The organism is Asaia siamensis, assembly GCF_014635085.1.
Lineage (GTDB): Bacteria > Pseudomonadota > Alphaproteobacteria > Acetobacterales > Acetobacteraceae > Asaia > Asaia siamensis.
In genome coordinates this window covers 310,488-334,119 of record NZ_BMCH01000003.1, presented here as the reverse complement: position 1 = coordinate 334,119, position 23,632 = coordinate 310,488, and the positions used below count along the sequence as shown (strand labels likewise).

The 23,632-nt window shown below is 58.8% G+C and carries 25 protein-coding genes and 1 other RNA gene; 16 read left to right on the top strand and 10 right to left on the bottom strand.

What is annotated here, in order from left to right:
* Positions 1-31 precede the first annotated feature (31 nt).
* Both IEV53_RS07360 and IEV53_RS07355 read right to left on the bottom strand, forming a co-directional pair.
* Entirely contained in the window at positions 32-1,102 is a 1,071-nt protein-coding gene (locus IEV53_RS07360; RefSeq protein ID WP_188426127.1) for an AbrB family transcriptional regulator, read from the bottom strand.
* A gap of 10 nt (positions 1,103-1,112) precedes the next feature.
* On the bottom strand, positions 1,113-1,679 hold the full coding sequence (locus IEV53_RS07355) for a hydrolase (RefSeq protein ID WP_188426126.1): 567 nt from the start codon (positions 1,677-1,679) through the stop codon (positions 1,113-1,115).
* A gap of 17 nt (positions 1,680-1,696) precedes the next feature.
* Here IEV53_RS07355 and IEV53_RS07350 point away from each other — a divergent pair, with 17 nt between their 5' ends.
* The gene (locus IEV53_RS07350; protein ID WP_188426125.1) at positions 1,697-2,314 is read left to right on the top strand and encodes a TetR/AcrR family transcriptional regulator; all 618 of its coding nucleotides are present in this window, start codon (positions 1,697-1,699) and stop codon (positions 2,312-2,314) included.
* Between the two features lie 48 nt (positions 2,315-2,362).
* Here IEV53_RS07350 and IEV53_RS07345 read toward each other — a convergent pair whose 3' ends face one another.
* Positions 2,363-2,884 carry an SspB family protein gene (locus IEV53_RS07345; protein WP_188426124.1) on the bottom strand — a complete coding sequence of 174 codons (522 nt, stop codon included), beginning with the start codon at positions 2,882-2,884 and terminating at the stop codon, positions 2,363-2,365.
* A gap of 87 nt (positions 2,885-2,971) precedes the next feature.
* Positions 2,972-3,291: a transfer-messenger RNA gene (gene ssrA / locus IEV53_RS07340) on the bottom strand.
* Positions 3,292-3,392: 101 nt separating this feature from the next.
* On the opposite strand from ssrA, the gene thyX reads away from it, so the two are divergent.
* Complete coding sequence (thyX, locus tag IEV53_RS07335; protein ID WP_188426123.1) at positions 3,393-4,301, top strand: FAD-dependent thymidylate synthase; 909 nt, start codon at positions 3,393-3,395, stop codon at positions 4,299-4,301.
* 4 nt (positions 4,302-4,305) lie between these two features.
* Positions 4,306-4,542, top strand: coding sequence for a hypothetical protein (locus IEV53_RS07330; RefSeq protein ID WP_188426122.1), 237 nt, complete (start codon positions 4,306-4,308; stop codon positions 4,540-4,542).
* A gap of 21 nt (positions 4,543-4,563) precedes the next feature.
* On the opposite strand, the gene IEV53_RS07325 is transcribed toward IEV53_RS07330, so the two are convergent.
* A complete protein-coding gene (locus IEV53_RS07325; protein WP_188426121.1) occupies positions 4,564-4,887 on the bottom strand; it encodes a hypothetical protein in 324 nt (107 codons plus the stop codon).
* A 74-nt stretch (positions 4,888-4,961) separates the two neighbouring features.
* Here IEV53_RS07325 and IEV53_RS07320 point away from each other — a divergent pair, with 74 nt between their 5' ends.
* Both IEV53_RS07320 and IEV53_RS07315 read left to right on the top strand, forming a co-directional pair.
* On the top strand, positions 4,962-5,243 hold the full coding sequence (locus tag IEV53_RS07320; protein WP_188426120.1) for a hypothetical protein: 282 nt from the start codon (positions 4,962-4,964) through the stop codon (positions 5,241-5,243).
* A 78-nt stretch (positions 5,244-5,321) separates the two neighbouring features.
* Positions 5,322-5,936: a transglycosylase SLT domain-containing protein gene (locus IEV53_RS07315; RefSeq protein WP_229719743.1), complete on the top strand. Its 615-nt coding sequence runs from the start codon at positions 5,322-5,324 to the stop codon at positions 5,934-5,936.
* Between the two features lie 79 nt (positions 5,937-6,015).
* Here the strand turns inward: IEV53_RS07315 and IEV53_RS07310 are convergent, their stop codons facing one another.
* Positions 6,016-6,957 (bottom strand): hydrogen peroxide-inducible genes activator, encoded by a 942-nt coding sequence (locus tag IEV53_RS07310; protein ID WP_188426287.1) that lies wholly within the window; start codon positions 6,955-6,957, stop codon positions 6,016-6,018.
* A 145-nt stretch (positions 6,958-7,102) separates the two neighbouring features.
* On the opposite strand from IEV53_RS07310, the gene ahpC reads away from it, so the two are divergent.
* The 4 genes from ahpC (at position 7,103) to IEV53_RS07290 (ending at position 11,550) form a co-directional block, all read left to right on the top strand.
* Positions 7,103-7,666 (top strand): alkyl hydroperoxide reductase subunit C, encoded by a 564-nt coding sequence (gene ahpC / locus IEV53_RS07305; RefSeq protein ID WP_188426119.1) that lies wholly within the window; start codon positions 7,103-7,105, stop codon positions 7,664-7,666.
* Positions 7,667-7,765: 99 nt separating this feature from the next.
* Positions 7,766-9,325, top strand: coding sequence for an alkyl hydroperoxide reductase subunit F (ahpF, locus tag IEV53_RS07300; RefSeq protein WP_188426118.1), 1,560 nt, complete (start codon positions 7,766-7,768; stop codon positions 9,323-9,325).
* A gap of 74 nt (positions 9,326-9,399) precedes the next feature.
* Positions 9,400-10,500, top strand: coding sequence for a DNA topoisomerase IB (locus IEV53_RS07295; protein WP_188426117.1), 1,101 nt, complete (start codon positions 9,400-9,402; stop codon positions 10,498-10,500).
* A 66-nt stretch (positions 10,501-10,566) separates the two neighbouring features.
* On the top strand, positions 10,567-11,550 hold the full coding sequence (locus IEV53_RS07290) for an aldo/keto reductase (RefSeq protein ID WP_188426116.1): 984 nt from the start codon (positions 10,567-10,569) through the stop codon (positions 11,548-11,550).
* A 44-nt stretch (positions 11,551-11,594) separates the two neighbouring features.
* Here the strand turns inward: IEV53_RS07290 and IEV53_RS07285 are convergent, their stop codons facing one another.
* From IEV53_RS07285 to IEV53_RS07275, 3 genes are all read right to left on the bottom strand, one after another.
* On the bottom strand, positions 11,595-13,019 hold the full coding sequence (locus IEV53_RS07285; RefSeq protein WP_188426115.1) for a beta strand repeat-containing protein: 1,425 nt from the start codon (positions 13,017-13,019) through the stop codon (positions 11,595-11,597).
* 291 nt (positions 13,020-13,310) lie between these two features.
* Positions 13,311-13,847: a DNA starvation/stationary phase protection protein Dps gene (gene dps / locus IEV53_RS07280; RefSeq protein ID WP_188426114.1), complete on the bottom strand. Its 537-nt coding sequence runs from the start codon at positions 13,845-13,847 to the stop codon at positions 13,311-13,313.
* Positions 13,848-13,929: 82 nt separating this feature from the next.
* Positions 13,930-14,307 carry an AtzH-like domain-containing protein gene (locus tag IEV53_RS07275; protein WP_188426113.1) on the bottom strand — a complete coding sequence of 126 codons (378 nt, stop codon included), beginning with the start codon at positions 14,305-14,307 and terminating at the stop codon, positions 13,930-13,932.
* Positions 14,308-14,359: 52 nt separating this feature from the next.
* Between IEV53_RS07275 and IEV53_RS07270 the strand changes: the two genes are divergently transcribed.
* A complete protein-coding gene (locus IEV53_RS07270; RefSeq protein WP_188426112.1) occupies positions 14,360-15,571 on the top strand; it encodes an MFS transporter in 1,212 nt (403 codons plus the stop codon).
* Between the two features lie 26 nt (positions 15,572-15,597).
* On the opposite strand, the gene IEV53_RS07265 is transcribed toward IEV53_RS07270, so the two are convergent.
* Positions 15,598-18,102, bottom strand: coding sequence for a glycosyltransferase family 2 protein (locus IEV53_RS07265; protein ID WP_188426111.1), 2,505 nt, complete (start codon positions 18,100-18,102; stop codon positions 15,598-15,600).
* A gap of 119 nt (positions 18,103-18,221) precedes the next feature.
* Here IEV53_RS07265 and IEV53_RS07260 point away from each other — a divergent pair, with 119 nt between their 5' ends.
* The 6 genes from IEV53_RS07260 to phoB all read left to right on the top strand — a co-directional run bounded on the left by IEV53_RS07260 (position 18,222) and on the right by phoB (position 23,449).
* A complete protein-coding gene (locus IEV53_RS07260; protein WP_188426110.1) occupies positions 18,222-19,205 on the top strand; it encodes a glycosyltransferase family 2 protein in 984 nt (327 codons plus the stop codon).
* Between the two features lie 137 nt (positions 19,206-19,342).
* Positions 19,343-20,317, top strand: a complete 975-nt coding sequence (gene pstC, locus IEV53_RS07255; protein WP_188426109.1) for a phosphate ABC transporter permease subunit PstC — start codon at positions 19,343-19,345, stop codon at positions 20,315-20,317.
* Positions 20,314-21,183: a phosphate ABC transporter permease PstA gene (pstA, locus tag IEV53_RS07250; RefSeq protein WP_188426108.1), complete on the top strand. Its 870-nt coding sequence runs from the start codon at positions 20,314-20,316 to the stop codon at positions 21,181-21,183. The genes pstC and pstA overlap by 4 nt, the downstream gene beginning before the upstream one ends.
* A 19-nt stretch (positions 21,184-21,202) precedes the next feature.
* Positions 21,203-22,009 (top strand): phosphate ABC transporter ATP-binding protein PstB, encoded by an 807-nt coding sequence (pstB, locus tag IEV53_RS07245; RefSeq protein ID WP_188426107.1) that lies wholly within the window; start codon positions 21,203-21,205, stop codon positions 22,007-22,009.
* A 31-nt stretch (positions 22,010-22,040) separates the two neighbouring features.
* Complete coding sequence (phoU, locus tag IEV53_RS07240) at positions 22,041-22,757, top strand: phosphate signaling complex protein PhoU (RefSeq protein WP_188426106.1); 717 nt, start codon at positions 22,041-22,043, stop codon at positions 22,755-22,757.
* Entirely contained in the window at positions 22,754-23,449 is a 696-nt protein-coding gene (phoB, locus tag IEV53_RS07235; RefSeq protein WP_188426105.1) for a phosphate regulon transcriptional regulator PhoB, read from the top strand. Before phoU ends, phoB begins: the two co-directional genes overlap by 4 nt.
* The last annotated feature ends 183 nt before the right edge of the window (positions 23,450-23,632 follow it).

Below are 23,632 nucleotides of genomic sequence, written 5' to 3'. Positions count from 1 at the left end.
GAGTCCCGTCATTCCGCTATATTCTTAAGCGCTAGCGGGCCCTAACACCTGATGTCCCGTTAGCCGGAAGGAAGCGGGTGAGAAAGGTGGCGATGCCCGGCGCCACAAGGATCAGAACCATGAAACGGGCGATCTGCATGGCCATGACGAACGGCACATCGATCGGCGTTGAGGCGGCAATAATAGCAACGGAATCGGCGCCGCCGGGGCTTGTGGCCAGATAGGCACTCAGCAGATCGACATGCGCGATATGCGCCAATGGCCAGGAAAGCAGAGCGCAGCCCGCAATCAGGATGCTGGTCGAAACCGTGACAGCAGGCAGGGCGCGCCAGACATGGTGAAGCACGTCTCTGGTGAAGCGCCGCCCGATCATCCAGCCAATAACCACATAGCTCGGCGCCAGCAGCCAGAGCGGCAGCCGGTAGTGAAAGCCAAGACCGGTCTGCACGATCAGCCCGCCTGCGAGACTTAGCAGCAGCGGGGCTGCGCCAAGTCTGACCAGAGGCGTGATCAGGGCCGTCACAGCCACAATGGCCAGGCTGGGCCACCAGGGCAGGTCTGCCCCTGATGTCAGGGCATGAACGGGGCTGCGTGTCGTCACAACGAGATGCGAGACAATGGAAGTGGCCAGTGTGACCAGAAGGACACGCAGATAGACCATGAAGGCGACAAGGCGCTGATCGGCCCCATAGCTCTCGCATAGCAATGTCATGGCCGTGGCGGCGCCGGGAGAGGCTCCCCAGAGCGCCACATTGCCCGGCATGACCCGCAAGCGCGCGAGTATCCAGCCGAGCGTGAAGCTGAGAATGATGACTGAGAAAACGCCGCCAAGAAAAATGGCCCATTGCGCTGCGACTTCATGCAGCACTTTGAGCGTAAGACTATGCGCCATGAGCTGCCCGATCACGGCCTGCGCCAGAGGCGGCAATCGTCGATCGAGTGGTATGTCTGCACCCATCACGGCGATGATGATCGCGGCGATCATGGGGCCGACCAGAAACGCGGCAGGGAAACCTGCAAGAGCAAGGCCCCCGGTCAGAAGCGCGGAGAGCACTCCCAGCCCGGCAAGTGTCCGTGCTCTCGTCTGCGCTCTGGTCGTCATGATCATGCCCTCATGCCGTGAAGCTGATCTCGTCGGTGCGTGTCACACGGCAAAGCCGCGGAAAGACGCGTGTGAACGCCATCTCATGCAGGTCCTTGTCGAGAGAGGTGCAGCCATCTTCGGGAACCACGAGGTCATAGCCGAGTTCCCAAGCATGACGCAGGGTTGATTCGACCCCGAAATTGGTCGCGATGCCTGCAAGGATAATGGTTTTGATGCCGCGGCGGCGCAGCTGCAGATCGAGATCGGTTCCGGTGAAAGCGCCCCATTGATGCTTGAGCACAACCAGATCGCCCTCCTGCTGCAAGCCCGAAGCAAAATCGCTCCAGTCAGCGGGAAGTGGCGCTGCGGAAGAAAGAGGGGCATCGACATTCTGGGGCGGCGCATCGGCGAAATCGGCAGCAAAGCCGACATGAACGAGCACCACCGGCACGCCCGCGGCACGAGCGCGCTGCGCTAGCGACGTGCCTTTTCCCAGCACGTCTTTGCTGGAATGGGGCGTGACAGGCATACTCAGAATGCCTTTCTGCAGGTCAATCAGAACGAGCGCTGTCGTTTTGGGATCAAGAGCAAGCATGGGAGATCTTTCCGCTTATGAGCACGTCACCCCCCACTTATGAGAGGGAATCCTCGCATAAGTCAAACGCTATTGCGCCGAAAAGACAGCGCGGGCGTGAGCGCGTGGCGCGTATTCTCGACGCGGCTGGAGCCCTGTTCCTCGAAAAGGGGGTTGACGGTGCGACCATGACAGAGATTGCCGCGCGCTCTGGCACGGCAATCGGCTCGCTCTATCGCTTCTTTCCAACCAAGGAGAGCCTGTCTCTCACCCTGCTCGAGCGCTTCATCCATGATCGTCTGGCGCGGCTCGACGAGATCTGCGCCGGAGCACGACCGGGTGACTGCGATGCAGTGACGGGGCAGTTGCTGGGGGCCTGGCTCGATAAGCGTGACGAGCGTGATTATACGACGCTGCTTCTGGCAGCGCGTCCCGATGCCGAGCAGTCAGGCAAGGCGTGGCGCGACCAGTTTCTGGCGCGTGTCGTGGCTGTTCTGGAAAAGACCTGTCCTGAAGCGCAGGACACTGCAGCGGCACGCGGTATCGTGCTGCTTCATGTGCTCAAGCTGGCACCGCAGCTCGTGACAGGTGAGGGGCAGGGGGCGGTCGAGGCGGAGATCCGCAAACTCGTCTTCTCGCTGGTCAGCGCCGCCTGAAACCCTGAACGGACCGACAGCAAAACCTGTCGGTCCGTAGTAGAAAAATCAGTGAGGGCGTTTGCGGAAGGCGTCGAGGCTCACGACCTGACCTTCCTCGCCAGATGCCTGAGAGGAGGATTCTTCGGGCGTTTCGGCCTCGGGCTCTTCCACTTCCGTCGCTATCTCGCTCGGCGCGACCGTAAAGCGCAGTGCCATGCGGATATGCGGATCGGCAAAGGCGGTGATCGCTGCAAACGGAATGACGAGCACGCTGCCGATCCCGCCGAAAGAAAGTCCGACAGAGACGGTCAAGGCTTCACGATCAACCTTCAGGTCCCAGAACTGGTGCTGGAGCACGATCGTCATGTCGTGCGGATACTGCGCGCGCAGACGGTCGGGAATGATGACGCCCGGATAATCGGTCAGGAAAGTCAGATAGAAGTGATGCTCGCCCGGCAGGCCTTCGGCGCCGGCGTAATCGAGTGCGCGCAGCATGACCTCGCGATAGGCGTCCTCGACCCACTCGTCATAGGGCAGCAGGCTTTCTGGCAAATCGTGATCCATGCCGTCGCCCTGATCGTCGCTCATTCCAACCCATCCATTTTTCGAAAAACGATCCCGCAGGGATGCGACGTTTCATGCCTCATGGCAAGGGCAGAGAAGGGGATGGAGAAAAGTGGGAGGGCTTCTGTTGCCCGGTGCCCTCCCGAACCGCGCTTATCGCTTATGCAGCGACAGCGAGCACCTTTGTGTTATCATTGGCACTTGTGATTTAGCCCGATAACGGCGGTACAATGCCGAGCAAAAGATAAGTCTTTACCACGCACGTCGAGCCTGTTTCGTCCCCTGACTTTCCATAAGGAAAGAATGGTGGAGACGCCGGGCACTGCCCCCGGGTCCGTAACGATTATTCCACTTACCGTTTATCACCATAGCCAAGGGCAAGCCCTCCGGCACCGCTGCATATAGGCGCTCTGGCCTCCGGCGACAAGGGGCCCTGTGCGGGGCTGCAGGCGCAGGAAGTACGCCGGGCAAACTGCGTTGTGACCCCATCGAGCGGTGTCATGACCCGGCATCTTGTGGTAAGCCTCGCCCCATGCCGCTGACACCAGAACAACGCGCCGAGATCGACGCCTCCCGCCTTGCGCCCTCCCAGACGAGCCGGCCGACCGTGCCTGCGCTCGAGGCGCTTCTTTTCACCCCTATCGAGCTGCTCGACCACGGATTCGTCCGCGTTATCGACTATATGGGCGATGACGGGGCCGTGGTTCAGGCCGCCCGCGTTTCCTATGGGCGCGGCACTAAGAAGGTTTCTGAAGATACCGGGCTGATCCGCTATCTCATGCGTCATCGCCATTCGACGCCGTTCGAGATGTGCGAGATCAAGTTCCATGTGAAACTGCCAGTCTTCGTTGCCCGTCAGTGGATTCGCCATCGTATGGCGAGCGTGAACGAATATTCGGCGCGCTATTCAATTCTCGACCGCGAATTCTATCTGCCCGAACCCGGTCAGGTTTCGGCCCAGAGCGTCTCGAACCGTCAGGGCCGGGCAGAGGCCCTCTCGCCTGATAAGGCGGCGGAAGTGCTCGATCTGCTGCGTCAGGATGCGTCGCGCTGCTATGAAAACTATGAGACCATGCTCGATCCTGAGGGTCTGGGTCTGGCGCGTGAACTCGCACGCATGAACCTGACGCTCAACACCTACACGCAGTGGTACTGGAAGATCGATCTTCACAACCTGCTGCATTTCCTGAGCCTGCGCGCCGACAGCCACGCCCAGTATGAGATACGCGTCTATGCCGAGGCGATGCTCGATGTGCTGCGCGCCTGGGTGCCGATCACGGCATCCGCTTTCGAGGATTATCGTCTGGGTGCCTTTACCTTCTCTGCCGGCATGATCGACGTGCTGCGTCGCAAGCTTGCCGGTGAAGTGGTTGCCCAGTCCGATTCCGGGCTGACCAAGCGCGAATGGGAAGAGATGCAGGCCGTCCTGAAAAAGGGCTGAGCGGGTGAACGATCTTCATCGGATCATGCAGGAGGGGGTTCCTGATCCGGAGCCCCCGAAAAAACTGCCCTCGATCATGCCCTGGGCCCTGGTGGCGCTTGTGCTGGTCCTGGTTTCGCTTGGCATCCGGCTGTTCTGGCCGGTTCCAGCCACGCAGCCTCTGCCACAATGCACCGACCAGGTGCAGACGCAGGATGCCTGTGTCCGCAAGGCACCAGAGCCTGCCGCCGCCGCGCAGTAGGGGCGAGCCCGGGCGGGGGGCTCAGTCCTTGAGACCCATCCAGCCTGGATGACGCTGCTCTATCCAGAGCAGCAGGCGCCCGCTGAGCCGGCGCAGAAACGGCACATCCTCGGCCAGAAGAAAGAAGCCCAGCGGCAGCATCCACACGCCGAGAATGGGCAGAAACGCGAGACATCCCCCGATCATGAACAGGATGCCTGCCGGTATTCTCACCCAGATACGGGAGGGGGCCAGCAGCCAGCGTGTGAGTCGCTGCAGCCGTTCAGGCAGCCTGTCGATCAGCAGATTCAGGCGCCGCTGTCTTTCCTGCTCATCGGAACGCTCCGTTTCGGCGCTATGTGTCACGGGGAAAGATCCTTCTCGGTACTGTCGAAAATGTGAGACGAGTCTCCAGACGCTCAAGGGAAACTCGCCTGTGCATGGAAGGTTTTGCCTGCAAGCCGGAAAACAATAACCGGTTCATCGCAACAAAAGGCACACGGCACATGATGTATCCGACATTGGACAGCCTCTTCGAGGCAATCAAGACAGGCGCAGTAGGGTTGTCGTTTTCGCTGCCAACCTATGGTGGCGATGAGCCGCTGAACGCACCCGAAATCTGGTCCTGGGATGCCGATCGCTATATGGTCGGCACCTGCGCAGCCGATCTGACACTCGTGCCCCGCGACCAGTGGGCCGGAGATGTCAAACTCGAGGACTGAGGCGCCGCATCGTTCCTGACCCTGCACAAGAGCCGGTCGGCAGGGATCGGCTTTGAGCAGGGAAGGGTAAGGAACAAGGTGTCAGTCAGCAGGATCGTCTCATCTTCTTCTCTGGCATCCCTGCTTCTCTGTGCCTGCACCCCGGCGCCACCGGCCCATCCGGACGATATCTGCTCCGTCTTTCACGAAAAGCGCGGCTGGTATCACGCGGCTCTGCGGCAGGAGAAGAAATGGAATGTCCCGTTCTCGGTACCCATGGCCATCATGTACCAAGAGTCGGGCTTCCACAGTAACCTGCACACCAAGCGGACTTATCTGCTCTGGTTCATCCCCTGGGGCTACGTGACCACCGCCTATGGCTATCCTCAGGCCAAGACGGATATCTGGCAGGATTACCAGAAGGCGACCGATACCAGCGCCAGCCGTGAGAATTTCTCCGACTCGCTCGATTTCATCAACTGGTATGTCACCAACACGAAGAAACAGGCGCGGGTGCCCGTGACCGACGGGATGCGGCAGTATCTTGCCTATCACGAGGGGTGGGGCGGCTATCGCAAGCGCTCCTACGCCAGCAAGGGCTGGCTGATGACGGCAGCCAGAAAGGTAGGTGCGCGGGCCAATGTCTATGCCGCGCAATATTCAAGCTGCGAGAGCGATCTCAAGGACAAGGGCTTCTGGAGCTGGCTGTTCTGACGCTGTCGCGGCGCTGGGGTTTCCGGGTCTGACCTGAGGGGAAGGGGCCTGTTCCTCCCTTCAGGTCAGACCCAACGGGTTATTCTGCCGTGACGGGCAGGCACCCTTCAGGGATCTTGCTGGCCAGAAACGCGGCGAAATCGCGAAAGGCCGGTCCACGTGGGTCGGAACTGCGCCAGACCAGGCCGATCTGTCGGCTGGCGGGTGTCATGGGGCGGGTCACGACCAGTTCGTCCCATTCCGCCCGGTTTCTGAGCGCAAGCTGCGGAATGAGTGAGTAGCCTTCACCGGCGCCGATCATATGCCAGAGCATTTCGAGACTCGTGGCCAGGCGTTGCTGGTCGCGCATTGGCATCATGCCGCAGACAGACAACGCCTGATCACGCAAGCAATGACCGTCTTCGAGAAGCAGTAGCCCGTTTTCGTGATCGTGGCTCGCCAGATCTTCCATCGTCAGCGTCTCACGCGCAGCCAGAGGGTGCGCCTTTGGAAAGACTGCCATGAAGGGTTCTTCGAAAAGCGGTGCCGTCTCGAAGCTCTCTCCCGATATGGGCAGGGCGGCAAAGACGAGGTCGAGCTCGTTCTGACGCAGCTTGGCCAGCATGAGATGGGTAAGGCTTTCTGTCAGTTGCAGCCGCAATTCGGGATAGGCGCGGCGCAGAAGCGGCAGAAGACTTGGCACGTAATAGGGGCCAAGCGTGGCAATCACCCCCATGCGTAGAAGCCCTTCAAGCGGGCCGGTGCGTGCACGGGCGGCTTCGATCATGGCGCGGGCCGAGGCAAGAACCTCGCGGCCCATGGCGATCAGCCGGATTCCGTCCGGAGTCGGGGCCACATGGCGGCGAGACCGCTCGAACAAGGTGACATCCAGCAGCAATTCGAGCTTACGTACCTGTTCTGACAATCCAGCCTGACTGACGCCGCAGCGTTCGGCCGCACGTGAGAAGTTGCGCAGATCATCAACCGCCACCACATACTCGATATCGCGCAGGGAGAGGCCTGAAAGAGGAATATAGGTCATACCCATAGATAGGACCAATCCTTGTGTCAGAGGAAAAAGGTTTTACCGATAACTGCCATTGACAGAAACGATTTCCGAAGCGTTCGTATGCGTGTGACAGTCTCCCCGTCACCCAATAGAGATGTGCAACCCAGGAGCATATGACATGCCACGCATCAATTCGTCAGTGAAGCCTTTCGAAACCGACGCTTATCACGAAGGCAAGTTCGTCAAGGTGTCCGACGCCGACGTCAAGGGAAAGTGGTCCGTTTTCTTCTTCTACCCGGCTGACTTCACCTTCGTCTGCCCGACCGAACTTGAAGACCTCGCAGAGAATTACGAGACCTTCAAGCAGCTCGGTGTCGAGATCTACTCGGTTTCCACCGACAAGCATTTCACGCACAAGGCCTGGCACGACACGTCGCCGGCTATCGGCAAGATCAAGTACGTCATGCTTGCTGACCCGACCGGCACCATCAGCCGCAACTTCGACGTCATGATCGAAGAAGCAGGCATGGCCGATCGCGGCACGTTCCTGATCGATCCGGAAGGCAAGATCCAGTACATCGAAGTCACCTCCGGTGGCGTCGGTCGCTCGGCAGCCGAACTGATCGAAAAGGTGCGTGCAGCGCAGTATGTCGCGTCGCATCCGGGTGAAGTCTGCCCGGCCAAGTGGAAAGAAGGCGAAGCCACCCTTTCCCCGTCGCTCGACCTGATCGGCAAGATCTGAGGTCGTCATGACCCGGCGTATTGCGCCGGGTCATTTCCGGCGCGCCCCGATGGCGCGCCGCGATAATGCAGTTTTTCGGAAAAGAGCAGGATAAGCCTGATGTTGCAGGACGCCATCAAGTCACAGCTCACGACCTATCTGGCCAATCTGGCCCATCCGGTCGTGTTGGAAGCCTCTCTCGACAGCAGCGACAAGGCACGCGAAATGCGCGACCTGCTGGTGGAAGTAGCTGCCCTTTCCGAAAACCTGTCCTTTTCGGAAGAGGGCGTCAGCGAACGGCGCCCTTCCTTCGTCATTCGCCGGGCAGATCTGCGTCACGGGGTGAGTTTCGCTGCCATTCCGATGGGGCATGAGTTCACCTCTTTCGTTCTGGCCCTGTTGCAGGCCGGGGGCCATCCACCCAAGATCTCCCCCGAGATTGCAAACCAGATCAAAGGGCTGGCAGGCGATTTCCGCTTCGAGATCTTCGTCTCGCTTTCCTGCCAGAACTGCCCTGACGTGGTACAGGCGCTCAACGCCATGAGCGTGCTCAATCCGGCTATCCAAGTAACGACCATCGACGGCGCTCTTTACCAGGAAGAAGTCGCTTCTAAGAATATCATGACCGTGCCGCAGATCTATCTGAATGGCGTGGTGTTTGGCTCCGGCCGTATGGATGTCGAGCAGATCCTGGCCAGGCTCGATGATGATGCGCCGCGTCGCGCTGCCGAGCGTCTCAAGGACATGCCTGCTTTCGATGTGCTGATCATCGGTAGCGGGCCTGCCGGTGCCTCTGCAGCCGTTTATGCAGCGCGCAAGGGGCTTCGTACGGGTCTGGTGGCCGATCGCTTTGGCGGTCAGGTGATGGATACGGCCGGAATCGAGAACTTCATCTCGATCAAGGAGACTGAGGGGCCGAAGCTCTCGGCACAACTCGAGGCGCATGTCCGCAGCTATGACGTCGAGATCATCTCCGGACAGCGCGCCAAGGAACTCTTCCCGACTGCCAAGCCCGGTGGGCTGCATGGGATCGCGCTCGAGAGTGGGGCCATTCTGCACAGCCGGACGGTCATTCTGGCGACAGGGGCTCATTGGCGCCAGCTCGGTGTGCCGGGTGAGGAACAGTATCGCACCAAGGGCGTGGCCTACTGCCCGCATTGCGATGGCCCCTTCTACAAGGGCAAGCGCGTTGCCGTTGCAGGTGGTGGCAATAGTGGTGTCGAGGCAGCGATCGATCTTGCTGGCATTGTCGGCCATGTCACGCTGCTTCAGCGCAGTTCGAAGCTGAAAGCCGACAAGGTGCTGCAGGACAAGCTGCTGAGCCTGCCCAATGTGACGGTGCTGACCGAGGCGTTGACCACGCAGATCGAGGGTGATGGCACCAAGGTGAATGGCCTGACCTATCGTGGTGGCGATGGTAAGGACCATCATATCGACCTCGAAGGCGTATTCGTACAGATCGGTCTGCTGCCCAATACCGAATGGCTGCGCAATACCCTGGCGCTGAATGATTTCGGTGAGATCAGGGTTGATGATCACGGGGCGACATCGGTGCCGGGCGTGTTCGCTGCGGGCGATGCGACGACAACGCCTTACAAGCAGATCGTCATCGCCGTCGGCGATGGCGCCAAATCAGCTCTCTCAGCCTTTGATTACCTGATCCGTCTGCCGGGTAACTGATCGATCCTGCGGGAGAGGGCCGGAACCATTTTCCCTCTCCTGCGCTCTCCCCCTCCCGGAGGGAAGAGCGGTTCATGAGCGACGAGACGACTTCGAGTGCAGAGCAGGAAGCGCGCGATCACGCCAAAGCGGCGCGCCTGATTTATGTCGACCGCACCAGACCCGGCATAACCCGGCATCGCGCTGGGCGCGGCTTCTTCTATCGCGACACGCAGGGTGAGCGGATTACCGATGAGCCAACGCTCAGACGTTTGAAATCGCTCGCCATCCCGCCTGCTTATGATGAGGTGTGGATCTGCGCCAATCCGCGTGGTCATCTTCAGGCAGTCGGCAAGGACAAGCGTGGCCGACTGCAATATCGCTATCATCCCCGGTGGCGCCTCGTGCGTGATGAAGACAAGTTCGCGCGGATGCTTGTCTTTGGCGAAAAACTTCCCGAAATCCGCCGTCGTGTGGATGAAGATCTGCGTCATCCCCAACTCAATCGTATGCGCGTGCTTGCTGCCGTCGTACGTCTGATGGAACGCACCATGGCGCGCATTGGTAATGAAAGCTATGCGCGTGACAATCGCAGTTTCGGGCTCACGACGCTGCGTCATCGGCACGTCAAGCTGAAGGGCGGGCAGGTCGCGCTCGATTTCAAGGGCAAGCACGGGATCGAGGCGCATTTTGCAATCAAGGATGCCCGTCTTGTGCGGGTGCTGACGCGATTGCAGGATTTGCCTGGCCAGAAGCTCTTTCAATATCTCGATGATGAGGGCGCGCGCCACGATATTCATTCGCATGACGTGAATGCCTATCTGCAGGAAATCACGGGCGAGGATATAACGGCGAAGGATTTCCGGACCTGGGCCGCGACCCATCTCGCCGCCCTTACCTTGTCCAGTCTTGCACAGAGTGATACCAAGGCTCGGGCCAAGAAGAACGTCCTGCGGACGATCGAGCATGTCGCAGCGCAGCTTGGCAACACGCCCTCGGTCTGCCGGAAATGCTACATCCATCCCCAGATCCTGACGGGCTATCTCGATGGCAGTCTGCGAGAAGCCTTCGCGCGCAAGGCAGAAACCCTGCTGGACAGCGAAGCCGGTGCCCATGATCTCTCTGCGGATGAGACCATGATGATGGGCTATCTCACGCGGCTTTTGCGCAAACCCGCCAACGTGACCCACGCATGAAGGCAACCCTGAACCCGGAAAGGCTTTCTCATTCCCAAGATCAGACAGGCAGGGAGCGTATGAGGGATGGACTATCGGGTTCTCGGATCGTCAGGGTTCAGGGTTTCCGCGCTCGGGCTGGGCTGCATGGGTATGAGCCAGTCCTATGGCGCGGCAGATGAGCAGGAGAGTCTTGCAACGCTGGACCGTGCCATCGAGCGCGGTGTTACCTTGTTCGATACGGCCGAGGTCTATGGTCCGTTCACCAATGAGGCGCTGCTGGGTCGTGCCCTGGCCTCAAGGCGCAGTCGGATAAAAATCGCCACCAAGTTCGGTTTCAAAATCGACAATGGAAAGGTGAACGGCGTTGATAGCCGTCCCGCCCATATCCGTGAGGTTGTCGAGGCATCGCTGCAGCGTCTGCAAACCGACAGGATCGATCTGCTCTATCAGCATCGCGTCGACCCCGAGGTGCCCATGGCTGAGGTGGCAGGCACAGTCGGACGCCTGATCGAGGAAGGCAAGGTTCTGCATTTCGGCCTGTCAGAAGCCGGAGCTGCCGCCATCAGAGAGGCTCATGCCGAGCATCCTGTGACGGCGGTTCAGAGCGAATACTCCCTGTGGGAGCGCAATGTGGAATCTGACATTCTGCCCGTTCTGCGCGAGCTTGGTATCGGTTTCGTGCCGTTCAGCCCGCTGGGGCGCGGTTTTCTGACGGGGACGGCGCAACCTGCGGAATCCTATCCTGCTACGGATTTCCGCCATACCGATCCCCGTTTCATGGGGGCATGCTTCGAGGCCAATATGAAGGCTGCGGCCTGCGTCGGAGACGTAGCCGCGCGGTATCAGGTCACGCCTGCGCAGATCGCTCTAGCCTGGCTGCTGGCCAAGGGGCCCGATATCGTGCCAATCCCGGGCACCAAGCGTACGCGTTATCTCGACGAGAATCTCGGTGCTCTGGATGTCCGCCTGGTCGATGAGGATATGGCCCAGCTCGACAGGGCGCTGACAGCCGATCAGGTGTCGGGGCCGCGCTATAACGAAGGCAATATGGCGCTCGTCAATCGCTGAGGCAGAAACCTCATCTTCCGTATTGCGGACGGTCAAAAGCTGTCTCAGCTGATATTGATATTCGACGAGTTGAGGTCGGTCACGCCCATAAACGTGACCTTCATGTTATTATCCAGCATGATTGAGGTATTACCGCCTTGGACTGTGGCTGTGGCAAGCAGGTTCTTTACGGCTGCTTCGGCGTCTTCCGGCTTGTAATTATACATGAAGAACTTGTTGCCGCTGGCCGCAGCAAAATCGGTGATTGTAATGTCGCCCGCCGTGTGACCTGTAAGAACGCCGAAAGAGTTGGCTGACCCACTGCCGCCTGAGACGGTTACATAAGTAGCGTCGGTGTTTCCGTCATATTCTGTACCGAAGACGAAATGATCGCTTCCCTGTCCCCCGATGACGGTCTGATCACCAGCGCCCGTCCATGCTTCCAGCGTTCCCTTCGAAGAAGAGGCATCAATCAACTGGTTACTGCTCGATCCCAGCTGGTTGCCGGTCCACAGGGCCGTGTTTCCGGCGGAGACGGTCGCTGAGAGATCGTTGGCACCCCAGAGCGTACTCTGAGCGGCCGAGATATTGGTGCTGCCCGTGCCCGCGATGAACTGCAGCGAACCCGAGACGCTGATCGTCTGGTTGCTGCCGTGAACTACCGACAGATTGCCCAACGCCGAAACAGTGTCATTCTGCGCGCCGGATAATGTGCCGTTGGCACCAGAGAAGACCACGGTAGAGCCCTGGCCCGATTGCACCGTGCTGTTATCGCCAACCGTGATAAGACTGCCGATCGTGGCATCGTCACTGATGAAAGCGGTGCCGCCTAACGAGACGATCGTATTGCCGCCCTGGATTGTGATGGAGGCATTGCCTGCTGTGCCACCTGTAATCGTGTCTCGTCCCTCGGAGACGACGTTATTCGTTCCCTGCTGCAGCAGGATCAGATTGTTACCGGTGCCTGCGTCGATGGAGTTGGTGCCGTTCGTAGCAAGAATGGTGTCGTTGCCACCGGCCGTGACGATAGTCCAGTTCGCGCTTTGTGTACCGCCGTTGAAATAGTTGTCGCCAGTCACCGCCAGAAAGCTGCCATCGCTTACGCCAGCTTCATAGGTCAGGCCCGCAGTAGTGCCGCCGAGCACCGAGAGGACGCCCGTGGCGTTGATGCCCGAACCGTTGACCGTGACCCGCTCATTGAGCGAGGCCATTGAATTAGTAGCGTCGTTGAGTGCCCCGACCCCGATGAAATCATAGGTGCCGGTAGGAGCGTAGCTGCCTCCGGTTGTGACGAAGCCACTATAGAGGCTCCCGTCCGTATCATGGGGGGTGGAAACACCGGGTGAGAGGAGGACAGTTGTGAGTTTGTCGCGCGCCAAGGCGTCGACCATCTGCCGCGCATAGACCTCTGCGAGGTCCTGTGCCTTGCCGCCGCCGACAGTGACGTGAATTGCGGTGCCGGAACTCCCGACAATCGTGACAATGCTCATAATGTTCCACCCTCATTTAGGAAGCCCGGGGGCGCTACGAGCGTATTGTCGTTAAACGAGTGTAGTTGAAACGACCAGTTACGTTATCTTTATAAGATTATCGTTTATAAACGTCCTTAAATCGTCAAAAAACATCAAAACATAATTATACTGGTTAATTTAGAAAATAATTAATGGGTTTTCGCGCTTAAGCAGATGCTTTTGCTGACTAATGAGACAAAAAAAGTCCCTGCCACCGGTTGGAGGCAGGGACTTTTCTAAATTATTCAAAATATTTAAGAAAAATTTAGATTACCGGGCGCCATCGTGATCGCCGTCGCGCATCTGGCCGGTCGGCTCCTGGGTGTGTGCTTCGAGGAACCACAGATGCTTGTCGAGCGCGCGCGAAGCTTCAGTGAATAGATCAGCGGTATCGGCATCGCCTGCTTCATCGGTGATATCGATCGAGGCACGCACATTGTTTGCGACCGTTGCATAGCGATCAATCAGCGCCGAGATGTGGTCGGCAATCTTGTAGATGTCGGTCGGATAGGGCTTGCAAGACGAGCTCTTGGTCACGTCCTGCGTTGTGCCGTAAGCCGTGCCACCGAGCTGGACAGCGCGTTCAGCCACTTCATCGACCAGATTATCGACGCTGTCGCGGAAGCCGTCGAGCATTTCATGAACGCCGATGAACTGTGGGCCCTTGAGGTTCCAGTGAGCCTGCTTGGTGATCAGCGCAAGATCGATAAGATCGGCAAGGCGGGCATTCAGCGTCTCGATCGAGACGGTCTTTGCATTCGACTTGAGAGCATTCTGTGTCGTGTGCATCGCATGTTTCGTTGTCATGGTTTCACCCTTACGATTTTCTATCGGACAGTCGCAGAAAGCGATGATGATTGAACGTGAAAGATATGGGACGGTTGCGCGCTCAGACAAGGAAAGACACATGCGCAACCAGCACACGCCAGACGCCATTCTGGCGAATCCATGTCTGGCTCTGGCGCCCGGTCTGGCCTGTTCGCAGATTTTTGAAGATAACTGTCACGCAGCCTGATTCTGGCCCCAGAGCGACAATTTCGCGCCTCAGCCGCTCGCGTGGCGGGGCTCCGCCACGCCTTTGACGGCGGAATTCTGCGATCTCGAGAGGGCCGAAGAGATTTTCGGTCGCTCCCAGCCGGATGACGTTCGGGTCGTCGCAGAATAATGCGTCGAGCGTCGCAACATCATTCTGCGCCAAAGCCTCTTCGTATTGATCCGAAGCTAGGGTAAGGGCTGAAACTGTCTCGGGGTTGGCGGTAAGGTCCATGGGCGCGCCCTGATTCAAGATTACAATTTTGGAAAGAATTGCTGAGGGTGGCATGAGCGGCTTGAGATCTGGCGATCTGGCACGGTCGATGCGTGACATACGCGTCATATTTTTTAGTCTTGGCCTGGGCGCCTTTGCAATCGGCACGGCAGAATTTGCCGCGATGAGTCTTGTGCCCATGATCGCCCATACTTTTGGTGTGAGTGATCCCGAGGCTGGTCATGCCATCGTGCTCTATGCCGCTGGTGTGTGTATCGGTGCGCCGACCATCGCGCTTTTCAGCGCCGGAATCAGCCGTCGCACCATGCTGATCAGCATGATGCTGCTCTATACGCTCGGCAACGGGCTGAGCGCGGTTGCTCCCAATTATCTGCTTTTTCTTGTCTGCCGCTTTATCAGCGGTCTGCCGCATGGTGCCTATTTCGGCATCGCGAGCATTCTGGCTTCCTCTCTCGTGCCGCCGAACAAGCGCTCGCAGGCAGTGGGGCGGGTCATTCTCGGCCTGACGATTGCCACGATCGGTGGCGTGCCGCTGGCAAACGGGATCGGGCAGATTGTGGGATGGCGCTGGGCCTTTGGCCTTATCGCGGCTCTCGCACTCTGCACGGCGATTCTCATCATCCTGTTCGCCCCCCAGGATGCGCCGCGTAAGGATGCCAGCATTCTCAATGAATTTACGGCACTCAAGATCAAGCAGGTCTGGCTTACCCTCGCCATCGGAGCGGTCGGATTTGGTAGTGTGTTCTGCGTCTATACCTATCTTGCTTCGATCATGATCCATGTAACCCAGGTGCCTGAATCCTATGTGCCGATCATGCTTGCCGTGTTCGGTGTGGGCATGACGATCGGGACACTGGTTTGCGCCTGGCTGGCCGACCACAAGATGATGCCAACCCTCGCTGGTGTGCTTCTGATGGGGGCGGCAGCCATGGCTGGCTTTCCAGAGGCGGCGCATAAATTCATACCGCTGGCCATCAACGTGTTCATGATCGGTGCGAGCGGTGGTCTGGCAACGGTGGTGCAGGCGCGTCTGCTGACAGTTGCGGTTGGTGCCGAAGGCCTGGCGGCAGCCCTCAACCAGAGCGCCTTCAACATCGCCAATGCAGTGGGGCCCTGGCTCGGCGGTCTTGCCATCTCCGCCGGGCTCGGCTGGACGTCTGTCGGCTGGGTTGGATTGGCGCTCTCCCTGGGCGGGTTTGCCATCTATCTCCTGAGCATCGCCGACGAGTTCAAGAACAAGAAAGTTGAGCCATCCCGTGAATAAGGGGAAGGGGGCCTCGGCCCCCTTTTTTATGTGCTGCGCGGATCGACCAGGTCGAAGAAAGGCTGCAGGTCGACTGTGAAGAAGCGCGGATAAGCAGGGTCGCGATCATAGAGCGCCTGTCCTGCCCAGCGCCGCTGCATCACCTGTCCCTCTTCGAAGAAGCGGGCCTCGTGCTCCGGCACGTCATCGGAGCCACGGGTGAGGCTTTCATGATGGGCTGCAACGGCTTCGGCGCAATAGATGATGCGATGCCCTGCCGACCGAATTCTGAGGCAGAGATCGACATCGTTATAGGCGATCTTGAGATGCTCCTCGTCAAAGCATCCTACTTCGTCAAAGACGTCACGACGCACGAGCATGCAGGCTGCTGTAACGGCGGTCACCTCATGGCTAAGCAGAATTCGCCCGATATAGCCGTAATCCTCGGGGCCGCAGCCGCGATGGGCGTGGGCACCGACACCTGCCGGCCCCACGACGACACCGGCATGCTGGATCGTCTGGTTGGGGTAGAGAAGGCGCGCGCCAACAGCGCCGACGCGATTGCCCGCCAGTGCCTCATTCATCATCAGACGCAGCCAGTTAGCCTGCTCGACGAAAACATCGTTATTGAGGAACAGGAGGTAGTCTGACGTGCAGGTCTGGGCGGCAATATTGTTCAGGCGTGAATAATTGAAAGCCTCCTCGATTGTCAGGAAGCGTATTTTTTCCTTTGCGGCATATTCCCGCATGAAGTCGCGTGCCTGGGCTGTGACCGACCAGTTATCGACAAGAACGATTTCGAAATTGCTGTAATCCGTATGGTTGAGCAATTCCTCGACACAACGCCGGGTGATGTCGATCTGGTCCTTGAAGGGGATGATGATCGACACGGAGGGCGTGTCTGTCAGGCGCCAGTCAACGCGATAGAGCGTCAGCCCGTTGATGGAGGAAACCGCGGCCTCGTATCCCCGGCGCGCAAGGTGGTCGGATACCGCCTTGACCCCGGCTGCGATGGCGTAATTCTTGTTGCCGACCGTCACCGCCGTCGAGTTGGGGGTCATGCGCCAGTGATAGAGCAGCTCTGGCACATGGGCGATCTCGTCATGAGGCAGGATCTCGCAGGCGCGCAGAATGAAATCGTGATCCTGCGCCCCGTCATACTCTGCACGCAGAAGCCCGACGTCACGCATGGTGGCGGTTTCGATCATGGTCAGATGACAGATGTAGTTGCAGCCCAGCAGATAGCGATAATTGAAATCCGGCTTGAAATTGGGCGACTGCCAGTTATTGGCCTGATCAACCTTGTCTTCATCTGAATAGAGCAGACGCGCGCCGGTTTCCTGCACTTTGCGCATCATGGTTTCGAGGGCGACATCGACCAGCATATCGTCATGGTCGAAGAAGACCGTATACTGCCCTGTCGCAGCTTTCATGCCTTCGTTGGTCGCGCCTGAGATGCCAAGGTTCTTGCTGAGGGGCAGAATGCGGATGCGGCTGTCCTTTGCCGCAAAATCCTCCATGAGTGCGGTGGTCTGCGGGCAGACCATGCCGTCATCGATCAGGATCAATTCCCAGTTGCGCCAAGTCTGACTGATAACCGAGTTGATGGCCGTAACATAATCGGCCCGGAGAGGTTTGTAGGTCGGGCAGAGAATGCTGATCAAAGGCTCTTCTGCAATCGGCGCCTTGATACGCAGCATCGCAGTGCGCTCGCGTAGCGCAGTGTAGTAAAGTGATGCCCAGCGGTCATAATTGCCAAGATTATAGCCCGCCTGCGGGATGGCGCTGCGTATTTCTGTGCGAAGCTTGGTCAGTTCGCGATGAAGCTTGTCGATGGTATCGGCAATATCGAGCAGGCGGGTTTCGAGCGCATCGTCAGCGATGGAACTGGTAAAGGGACTTCCCATGAGTTCATCGCCCTCGGGAAGAACCTTGACCGAAAAGCTGCGTGGGGAAGACCCACGAAAACGTTGCGGAATCGGGATATCGAATCCACAATTGGGCGCGCAGCCAACGGCGGCGGCCACGTCTCCGCGGTAACGATCGGCTCTGACCTGCGCCACCAGAACGCCATTGGCCGACACCGATACCACGCAATCGCCACGCCATTCGTCTTCGCCTGGCATTTTCTGCAGGATCCAGCCTTTGAGCGCGCCCTGTTTGATACCATCGACGCAGCTGGTGTATTCAGCTCTCGATTCTATTGTAAAAACATGAAATAATGTTTTGCCTTCTGGTGCAGTCTGGTCTGTAATTGGTAGAATTGTCCGATCGGGAAGGCGTATGGAAATATTATGTTCTTTTCCATCCATGAATTCCGGTGGAATGGAAAATATAAATCCCAGTCTGTCATGCGGCGCCTTCAGCGCTGTTTGCACATCGCTGCGCGATTGATCTGCCAGGATCTGGGCAATTTCCTGTCCGTCGATCAGAATATGCAGGCGTGTGGGGGTTGTCGGGTCGAGCCTGTTGACGGCCCATCCGATCAGGGTGTCCTTATGGACACCATCGCAATAACCGATGAACGGACTGTTGGCTGGGGCAGCGTGCATATTCTGTCTTTCGTGCCGATCGGATCGATAACCGTTTTGCGTCGTTGCTTCCAGAGATGCCGCAGTTCCATCTTTATGGCTAGATAAATGCCCCGATTTCGACCCGATGGGGCTGTTTCATGAGGCCCAAGCCCAGAACAGGTGAGCCCAGAATACGCGTCGTGATGATGCAGCGTGATGAGGGAAACATGCTCATGGCATGGCTTTCCTATTACGGTCAGATCTTCGGATTTGAGAATCTGACGATCTTCGACAATGGGTCGTGCGACCCCTTTACGCTCCATCTGCTTGACCACGCCGCGCGATGTGGTGCGACCGTCAGGCGCGACCGAAACGATCCGGCCGATTTTCATGGCAAGGGTCTTCATCTGGCGGAGCAGATCCGGCTCTGGGATGAAGGCGATCATTACGACTTCGCCTTGCCTGTCGATTGCGATGAGTTCCTCGTCGTCTTTGGAGATTTCGGAATATCGACGAGCAGAGAGAGCATAATGCGCGAATTCAGCGCGCATATCGGTGAGAGACGGACGCTCCGTATTGGAAGCTCCCTTTTCAATATCCCTTCCAGTCCCGGCTGGTTCGCCCTTGATATCGAGTTTTTCAAGGGCTTTGTTCCCGCCTGCAGCATCGGGGTGATGGATAACGGGCAGCATAATCCATCTTCGCGCTTGGCATCCGGCTACGCGATGACACGCTTTTCCTATCTGCACTGGCATAACCATGATTATGAGGAAATGCAGCGCCGGACCCGGGTGAAACTATCCAATTCCCTGCTTGATCCTACCGATCGCACCATGCTGACGCGCTATGCGGCCACCCCCAATCTTCCGGGACGTCATCTCGTCGATATCCTGCTTGAGGACGAGGAGTATTACCTGTCACGCTATAATGGTATGCTCCATCTTTACCTGCCATGGGCGAAATCTGCGTCAGCCTTGCCTGTGCATCTCGATAATGCTCCGGTTCTGATGCGCGACAGTCGGATGGTTCAGCCCTGGTCCAGCAGCGCCTATGAGGCGCGGCATGAGGATGTGAAAGGCTGGGCTCTTGGCCCATTGATGCATTTCCTCCTTCACGGCTGGGCAGAAGGGCGGCAGTTTTGAGCATGTCATGAAATATTCATGGCGCCCGATTGGCGAGGCTTGTTGTCTCAGCGTGACGGGGAAGCTACACGACAGACTGGCACATGGTGCCTTGTTGACCTGTTTACTTCTTGTCTGAGCCAGGACGTACCGACCGAATGACTAGCGCCGCCGCTCCGCGGACCCAGCCTGCACCGATACAGGAAGCCCGAAAAATCCCGTTCTGGAAGGGCGATCGCCTCTTTCGGCTGCTTGTCGCTGCCTGCGCCCTGCTTGTTCTGGTATCGCTCGGCGGGCTCGTTCTCACGATGGCATTCGGCGGCAGCAAGGCGTTCAGCACCTTCGGTCCATCCTTTGTCATTCGCAATGTCTGGAACCCGGTTACCAACGAATACGGGGCGCTGGCTCCGGTTTTCGGCACGATCGGCTCCACGCTTATCGCAGTCCTGATCGGTGTACCTCTGGCCTTCGGCGCGGCCTTCTGGCTGACCAATATTGCACCCCCGATGGTGGCTGGTGTTGTCGGTACAGCCGTGCAGCTTCTTGCCGCCGTGCCGTCGATCATCTTCGGCATGTGGGGCTTCTTTATCGTCGTGCCTTTTATGGCGCAGCATGTGCAGCCCTTTTTTCGTCACCATTTTGGTCATGTGCCCGGTATCCGCTGGCTCGTGCATGGCGCACCGTTTGGTTATGGCCTGCTGACGGGCGGCATCGTTCTGGCCGTCATGATCACGCCTTTCGTCACGGCCGTCATGCGTGACGTGTTTGCTGTCATGCCCCCCATGCTCAAGGAGAGTGCCTATGGGCTGGGCGCCACGCGTTGGGAAGTCATGCGACGGGTCATTGTTCCCTGGTCACGCGCTGGCATGATCGGCGGTGTGGTGCTGGGTATGGGCCGCGCCCTTGGCGAGACGATGGCCGTCACCTTCGTGATCGGCAACGCCAATACGATCGGCTGGTCGCTTTTTGCCCCGCGCAACACGGTGGCCTCGCTGGTAGCACTAGAATTTCCCGAAAGTGCTGCAGGTAGTCTCAAGCTTTCCTCGCTACTCGCACTCGGCTTCATTCTGATGCTGCTTTCCTTCACGACCCTTGCGATTGCGCGCTGGCTGCTGCGGGAGAAAAAGGCATGAGCAAGACCATGGGAGAGGGCTGGCGCAAGGACCCGCGCGCCACACAGCGCCTCGTGATGGACCGCCTTGCAACGGGCATGAGCTTCGTCGCGACGGGCATTCTCGTGCTTGCCCTGGCATCCATCCTCTGGACATTGCTCTGGAACGGCCTTGCCGGTCTTTCCATCGCAGCGCTGATCCATCCGATGGGGCCGCCGGGCAGCAACGGCGGTCTGGCCAATGCTATTCTCGGCAGTTTCATTCAGACGGCGGTGGCGCTCATTCTGGCAACGCCGATCGGCCTTGGCTGCGGCATCTATCTTTCCGAATTCGGCAGTGGCTCGAAATTTGCGACAGCGGTTCGATTTGTGTCCGACGTGCTTCTTTCGGCGCCGTCCATCCTGATCGGTCTGTTCGTCTATCTCGTTCTCGTGGCGCCGTTCGGCCATTTCTCCGGCATTGCCGGATCGGTGGCGCTTGCCATTCTGGCTGTGCCCATCATCGTGCGCACGACCGAAGACATGCTGCGCCTCGTGCCGGTGGCTATGCGCGAGGCTGGCTCGGCGCTTGGGGCAGCGCATTGGCGTGTGGTGCTGTTCCTTTGCCTGCGCTCGGCCCTGCCGGGTGTCCTGACGGGCATCCTGCTGGCGCTGGCACGTGTCAGCGGCGAGACGGCGCCGCTCCTGTTTACCTCGCTGGGCAATCAGAACTGGTCTTTCAGCCTCAACAAACCCATGGCGAGCCTACCGATCGCCATCTATCAATATGCTGGTGCGTCCTATGACGACTGGGTTCGCCTTGCCTGGACCGGCGCCTTGCTGGTCACACTTGGCGTTCTGAGCATCAATATCATCGTGCGGTTCGGCTTCCGCAGCAAACAGTCATAAGCAAGAGGACGTTACGCTCATGAGCGAAGCCCTGCAGGATCTTTCCCTCTCGTCGCAGAGTCCCGCCTCGCCTGAGGCCGCTCTCGCTGTGCGTGAGCTGGATTTCTATTACGGTGAGAAACAGGCTCTCAAATCCATCACCATGGATTTTCGCAAGCAGAATGTGACCGCCATGATCGGCCCATCGGGCTGTGGCAAATCCACGCTGCTGCGCATTTTCAACCGAATGTACGATCTCTATCCGGGTCAGAAAGCCACGGGAACGGTGCTTTTCGATGGTGCGGATATTCTCGATCCGGGCCTTGATCTCAACATGCTGCGGTCGCGTATCGGCATGGTTTTCCAGAAGCCGACGCCCTTCCCGATGTCGATCTACGACAACATCGCCTTCGGGGTACGCCTGCATGAAAAGCTTTCGCGTTCCGAGATGGATGCCCGCGTTGAGGACGTCCTGACGCGCGTGGCCCTGTGGAAGGAAGTGCGCGACCGTTTGAAGGAGCCGGCAGGCGGCATGTCGGGCGGTCAGCAGCAGCGCCTGTGCATTGCGCGCAGCATTGCGACAAAGCCCGAGGTTCTGCTTCTCGATGAGCCGACCTCGGCGCTGGACCCCATCTCGACGGCGCGTATCGAGGAACTGCTCGACGAGCTCAAACAGGATTTCACTATCGCCATCGTGACGCATAACATGCAGCAGGCGGCACGCTGCGCCGATCAGGTGGCCTTTTTCTATCTTGGCTCTCTGATTGAAATGGATAGTGCTGACCGGATGTTCACCAATCCGCGTCAGAAGCAGACACAAGATTATATTACCGGGCGTTTCGGTTAAGTTTTCCCCAAGCGGGTAGGGACAAGCAATTATGCCAGCGGACAGCCTTCACACCGTCAAGAGCTACGAGCAGGAACTAGACCGCATGCGCGCCATGATGGCGCGTATGGGGGGCATCGTCGAAAGCCAGGTGGCGCAGGCCGTTGCCGCCGTGACCGAGCATGATGAAGACGCGGCCCAGGCGGCCCCTGCGCAGGACCCGCAGGTTGATATGCTCGAGCGCGATGTCGAGGCGCTGGCCATTCGTCTGCTCGCCTTGCGTAGCCCGATGGCTGGCGATCTGCGCGAGATCGTGGCTGCACTCAAGATCACGGGAGATCTCGAACGCATCGGCGATTACGCGGCCTCCATCGCGCGTCGCAGCCAGCGTTTTGACCTGGTTGACCGTCAGATCTCGCTTTCGGGCCTGCGCAGCATGGGGCGCCTTGTGCAGGAAAATCTGCGTCGCGTTATCGATGCCGTCACCCAGCAGGATTCTGACCGCGCGACGGAAGTCTGGCAGGCTGACCGCGAAGTGGACGAATACTACACGGCGATGTTCCGCGAGCTTGTCACCTATATGATGGAAGACCCGCGTAATATCAGCCCCTGTACGCATCTGCTCTTCATCGCGAAGAACTTCGAGCGTATCGGTGACCACACGACCAATATTGCCGAGCGCGTCTATTATGCTGTGACGGGTGAGAATCTGCCTGCGGTGCGCCCGCGTGGCGGGATTGCAGCCGGGGATGATCTGGTTTCACGATGAGCGGTGCCCTCGTAAAGATCGTTGTCGTTGAAGATGATCCGTCTCTTCAGCTGATGATACGCTATAATCTCGACAAGCTTGGCTATGACGTCTCGGCCTTCCCTGAAGCCGAGCAGGCGTGGGAGCATATTTCGCGCGCACGTCCCGATGCGATTGTGCTCGACTGGATGCTGCCGGGTATGTCGGGCCTTGATCTCTGTCGGCGCATCAGAGGCACGTCGTCGCTTCACGACCTGCCGGTATTGATGCTGACGGCCCGTGCTGACGAGCAGGACAGCATTCGCGGCCTCGACAGCGGGGCGGATGACTATATCGCCAAACCATGCAGCATTGAGGCTCTCGACGCCCGCCTGCGCGCGCTGCTGCGTCGCACCCAACCGGTCAAGCAGAACGTGCTGAATTTTGCCGACCTGCAACTCGATCTGCAGACACATCGTGCCGAGCGCAACGGGCGCGCCCTTACGCTGGGCCCGACCGAGTTCCGTCTGCTTGAGTTCCTGATGCGCCACCCGAGGCGCGTCTTTTCGCGCGAGGATCTGCTTCAGAAGGTCTGGGGCTCGAATGTGCATGTCGAATTGCGGACGATCGATGTGCATATCCGGCGCCTGCGCCGGGCGCTCAATCTGGATGACGAGATGGATTATGTGCGTACCGTGCGCTCTGCCGGCTACGCCCTCGACGATCAGGCCTGAGGGAGCCCGGCCCTGACCTTTGCTCTTATCGCGCTTCTTGCGCTCTCGCTTCTGGGGTGGGGTTTTTCATGGCGCGCCTGGCGGCGCCGGCTGGTTCTGGTTCCCCCCACCGCCCTGACGCCCAAGCCCGTTCAAGGTGAGGCGCCAGGGGCGCCGGTTTTCTGCGATCTACTGCCAATTCCG

Bases quoted from the DNA above. Each gene is read 5' to 3' on its own strand.
- phoU (WP_188426106.1), top strand. From the start codon at position 22,041: ATGCCAGCGGACAGCCTTCACACCGTCAAGAGCTACGAGCAGGAACTA.
- phoB (WP_188426105.1), top strand. From the start codon at position 22,754: ATGAGCGGTGCCCTCGTAAAGATCGTTGTCGTTGAAGATGATCCGTCT.
- IEV53_RS07270 (WP_188426112.1), top strand. From the start codon at position 14,360: ATGAGCGGCTTGAGATCTGGCGATCTGGCACGGTCGATGCGTGACATA.
- IEV53_RS07345 (WP_188426124.1), bottom strand. From the start codon at position 2,884: ATGAGCGACGATCAGGGCGACGGCATGGATCACGATTTGCCAGAAAGC.
- IEV53_RS07265 (WP_188426111.1), bottom strand. From the start codon at position 18,102: ATGCACGCTGCCCCAGCCAACAGTCCGTTCATCGGTTATTGCGATGGT.
- ahpF (WP_188426118.1), top strand. From the start codon at position 7,766: ATGTTGCAGGACGCCATCAAGTCACAGCTCACGACCTATCTGGCCAAT.
- pstA (WP_188426108.1), top strand. From the start codon at position 20,314: ATGAGCAAGACCATGGGAGAGGGCTGGCGCAAGGACCCGCGCGCCACA.
- IEV53_RS07285 (WP_188426115.1), bottom strand. From the start codon at position 13,019: ATGAGCATTGTCACGATTGTCGGGAGTTCCGGCACCGCAATTCACGTC.
- IEV53_RS07260 (WP_188426110.1), top strand. From the start codon at position 18,222: ATGAGGCCCAAGCCCAGAACAGGTGAGCCCAGAATACGCGTCGTGATG.
- pstB (WP_188426107.1), top strand. From the start codon at position 21,203: ATGAGCGAAGCCCTGCAGGATCTTTCCCTCTCGTCGCAGAGTCCCGCC.
- IEV53_RS07320 (WP_188426120.1), top strand. From the start codon at position 4,962: ATGGAAGGTTTTGCCTGCAAGCCGGAAAACAATAACCGGTTCATCGCA.
- thyX (WP_188426123.1), top strand. From the start codon at position 3,393: ATGCCGCTGACACCAGAACAACGCGCCGAGATCGACGCCTCCCGCCTT.
- IEV53_RS07350 (WP_188426125.1), top strand. From the start codon at position 1,697: ATGAGCACGTCACCCCCCACTTATGAGAGGGAATCCTCGCATAAGTCA.
- IEV53_RS07275 (WP_188426113.1), bottom strand. From the start codon at position 14,307: ATGGACCTTACCGCCAACCCCGAGACAGTTTCAGCCCTTACCCTAGCT.
- IEV53_RS07360 (WP_188426127.1), bottom strand. From the start codon at position 1,102: ATGACGACCAGAGCGCAGACGAGAGCACGGACACTTGCCGGGCTGGGA.
- IEV53_RS07310 (WP_188426287.1), bottom strand. From the start codon at position 6,957: ATGACCTATATTCCTCTTTCAGGCCTCTCCCTGCGCGATATCGAGTAT.
- ahpC (WP_188426119.1), top strand. From the start codon at position 7,103: ATGCCACGCATCAATTCGTCAGTGAAGCCTTTCGAAACCGACGCTTAT.
- pstC (WP_188426109.1), top strand. From the start codon at position 19,343: ATGACTAGCGCCGCCGCTCCGCGGACCCAGCCTGCACCGATACAGGAA.
- dps (WP_188426114.1), bottom strand. From the start codon at position 13,847: ATGACAACGAAACATGCGATGCACACGACACAGAATGCTCTCAAGTCG.
- IEV53_RS07295 (WP_188426117.1), top strand. From the start codon at position 9,400: ATGAGCGACGAGACGACTTCGAGTGCAGAGCAGGAAGCGCGCGATCAC.
- IEV53_RS07355 (WP_188426126.1), bottom strand. From the start codon at position 1,679: ATGCTTGCTCTTGATCCCAAAACGACAGCGCTCGTTCTGATTGACCTG.
- IEV53_RS07290 (WP_188426116.1), top strand. From the start codon at position 10,567: ATGGACTATCGGGTTCTCGGATCGTCAGGGTTCAGGGTTTCCGCGCTC.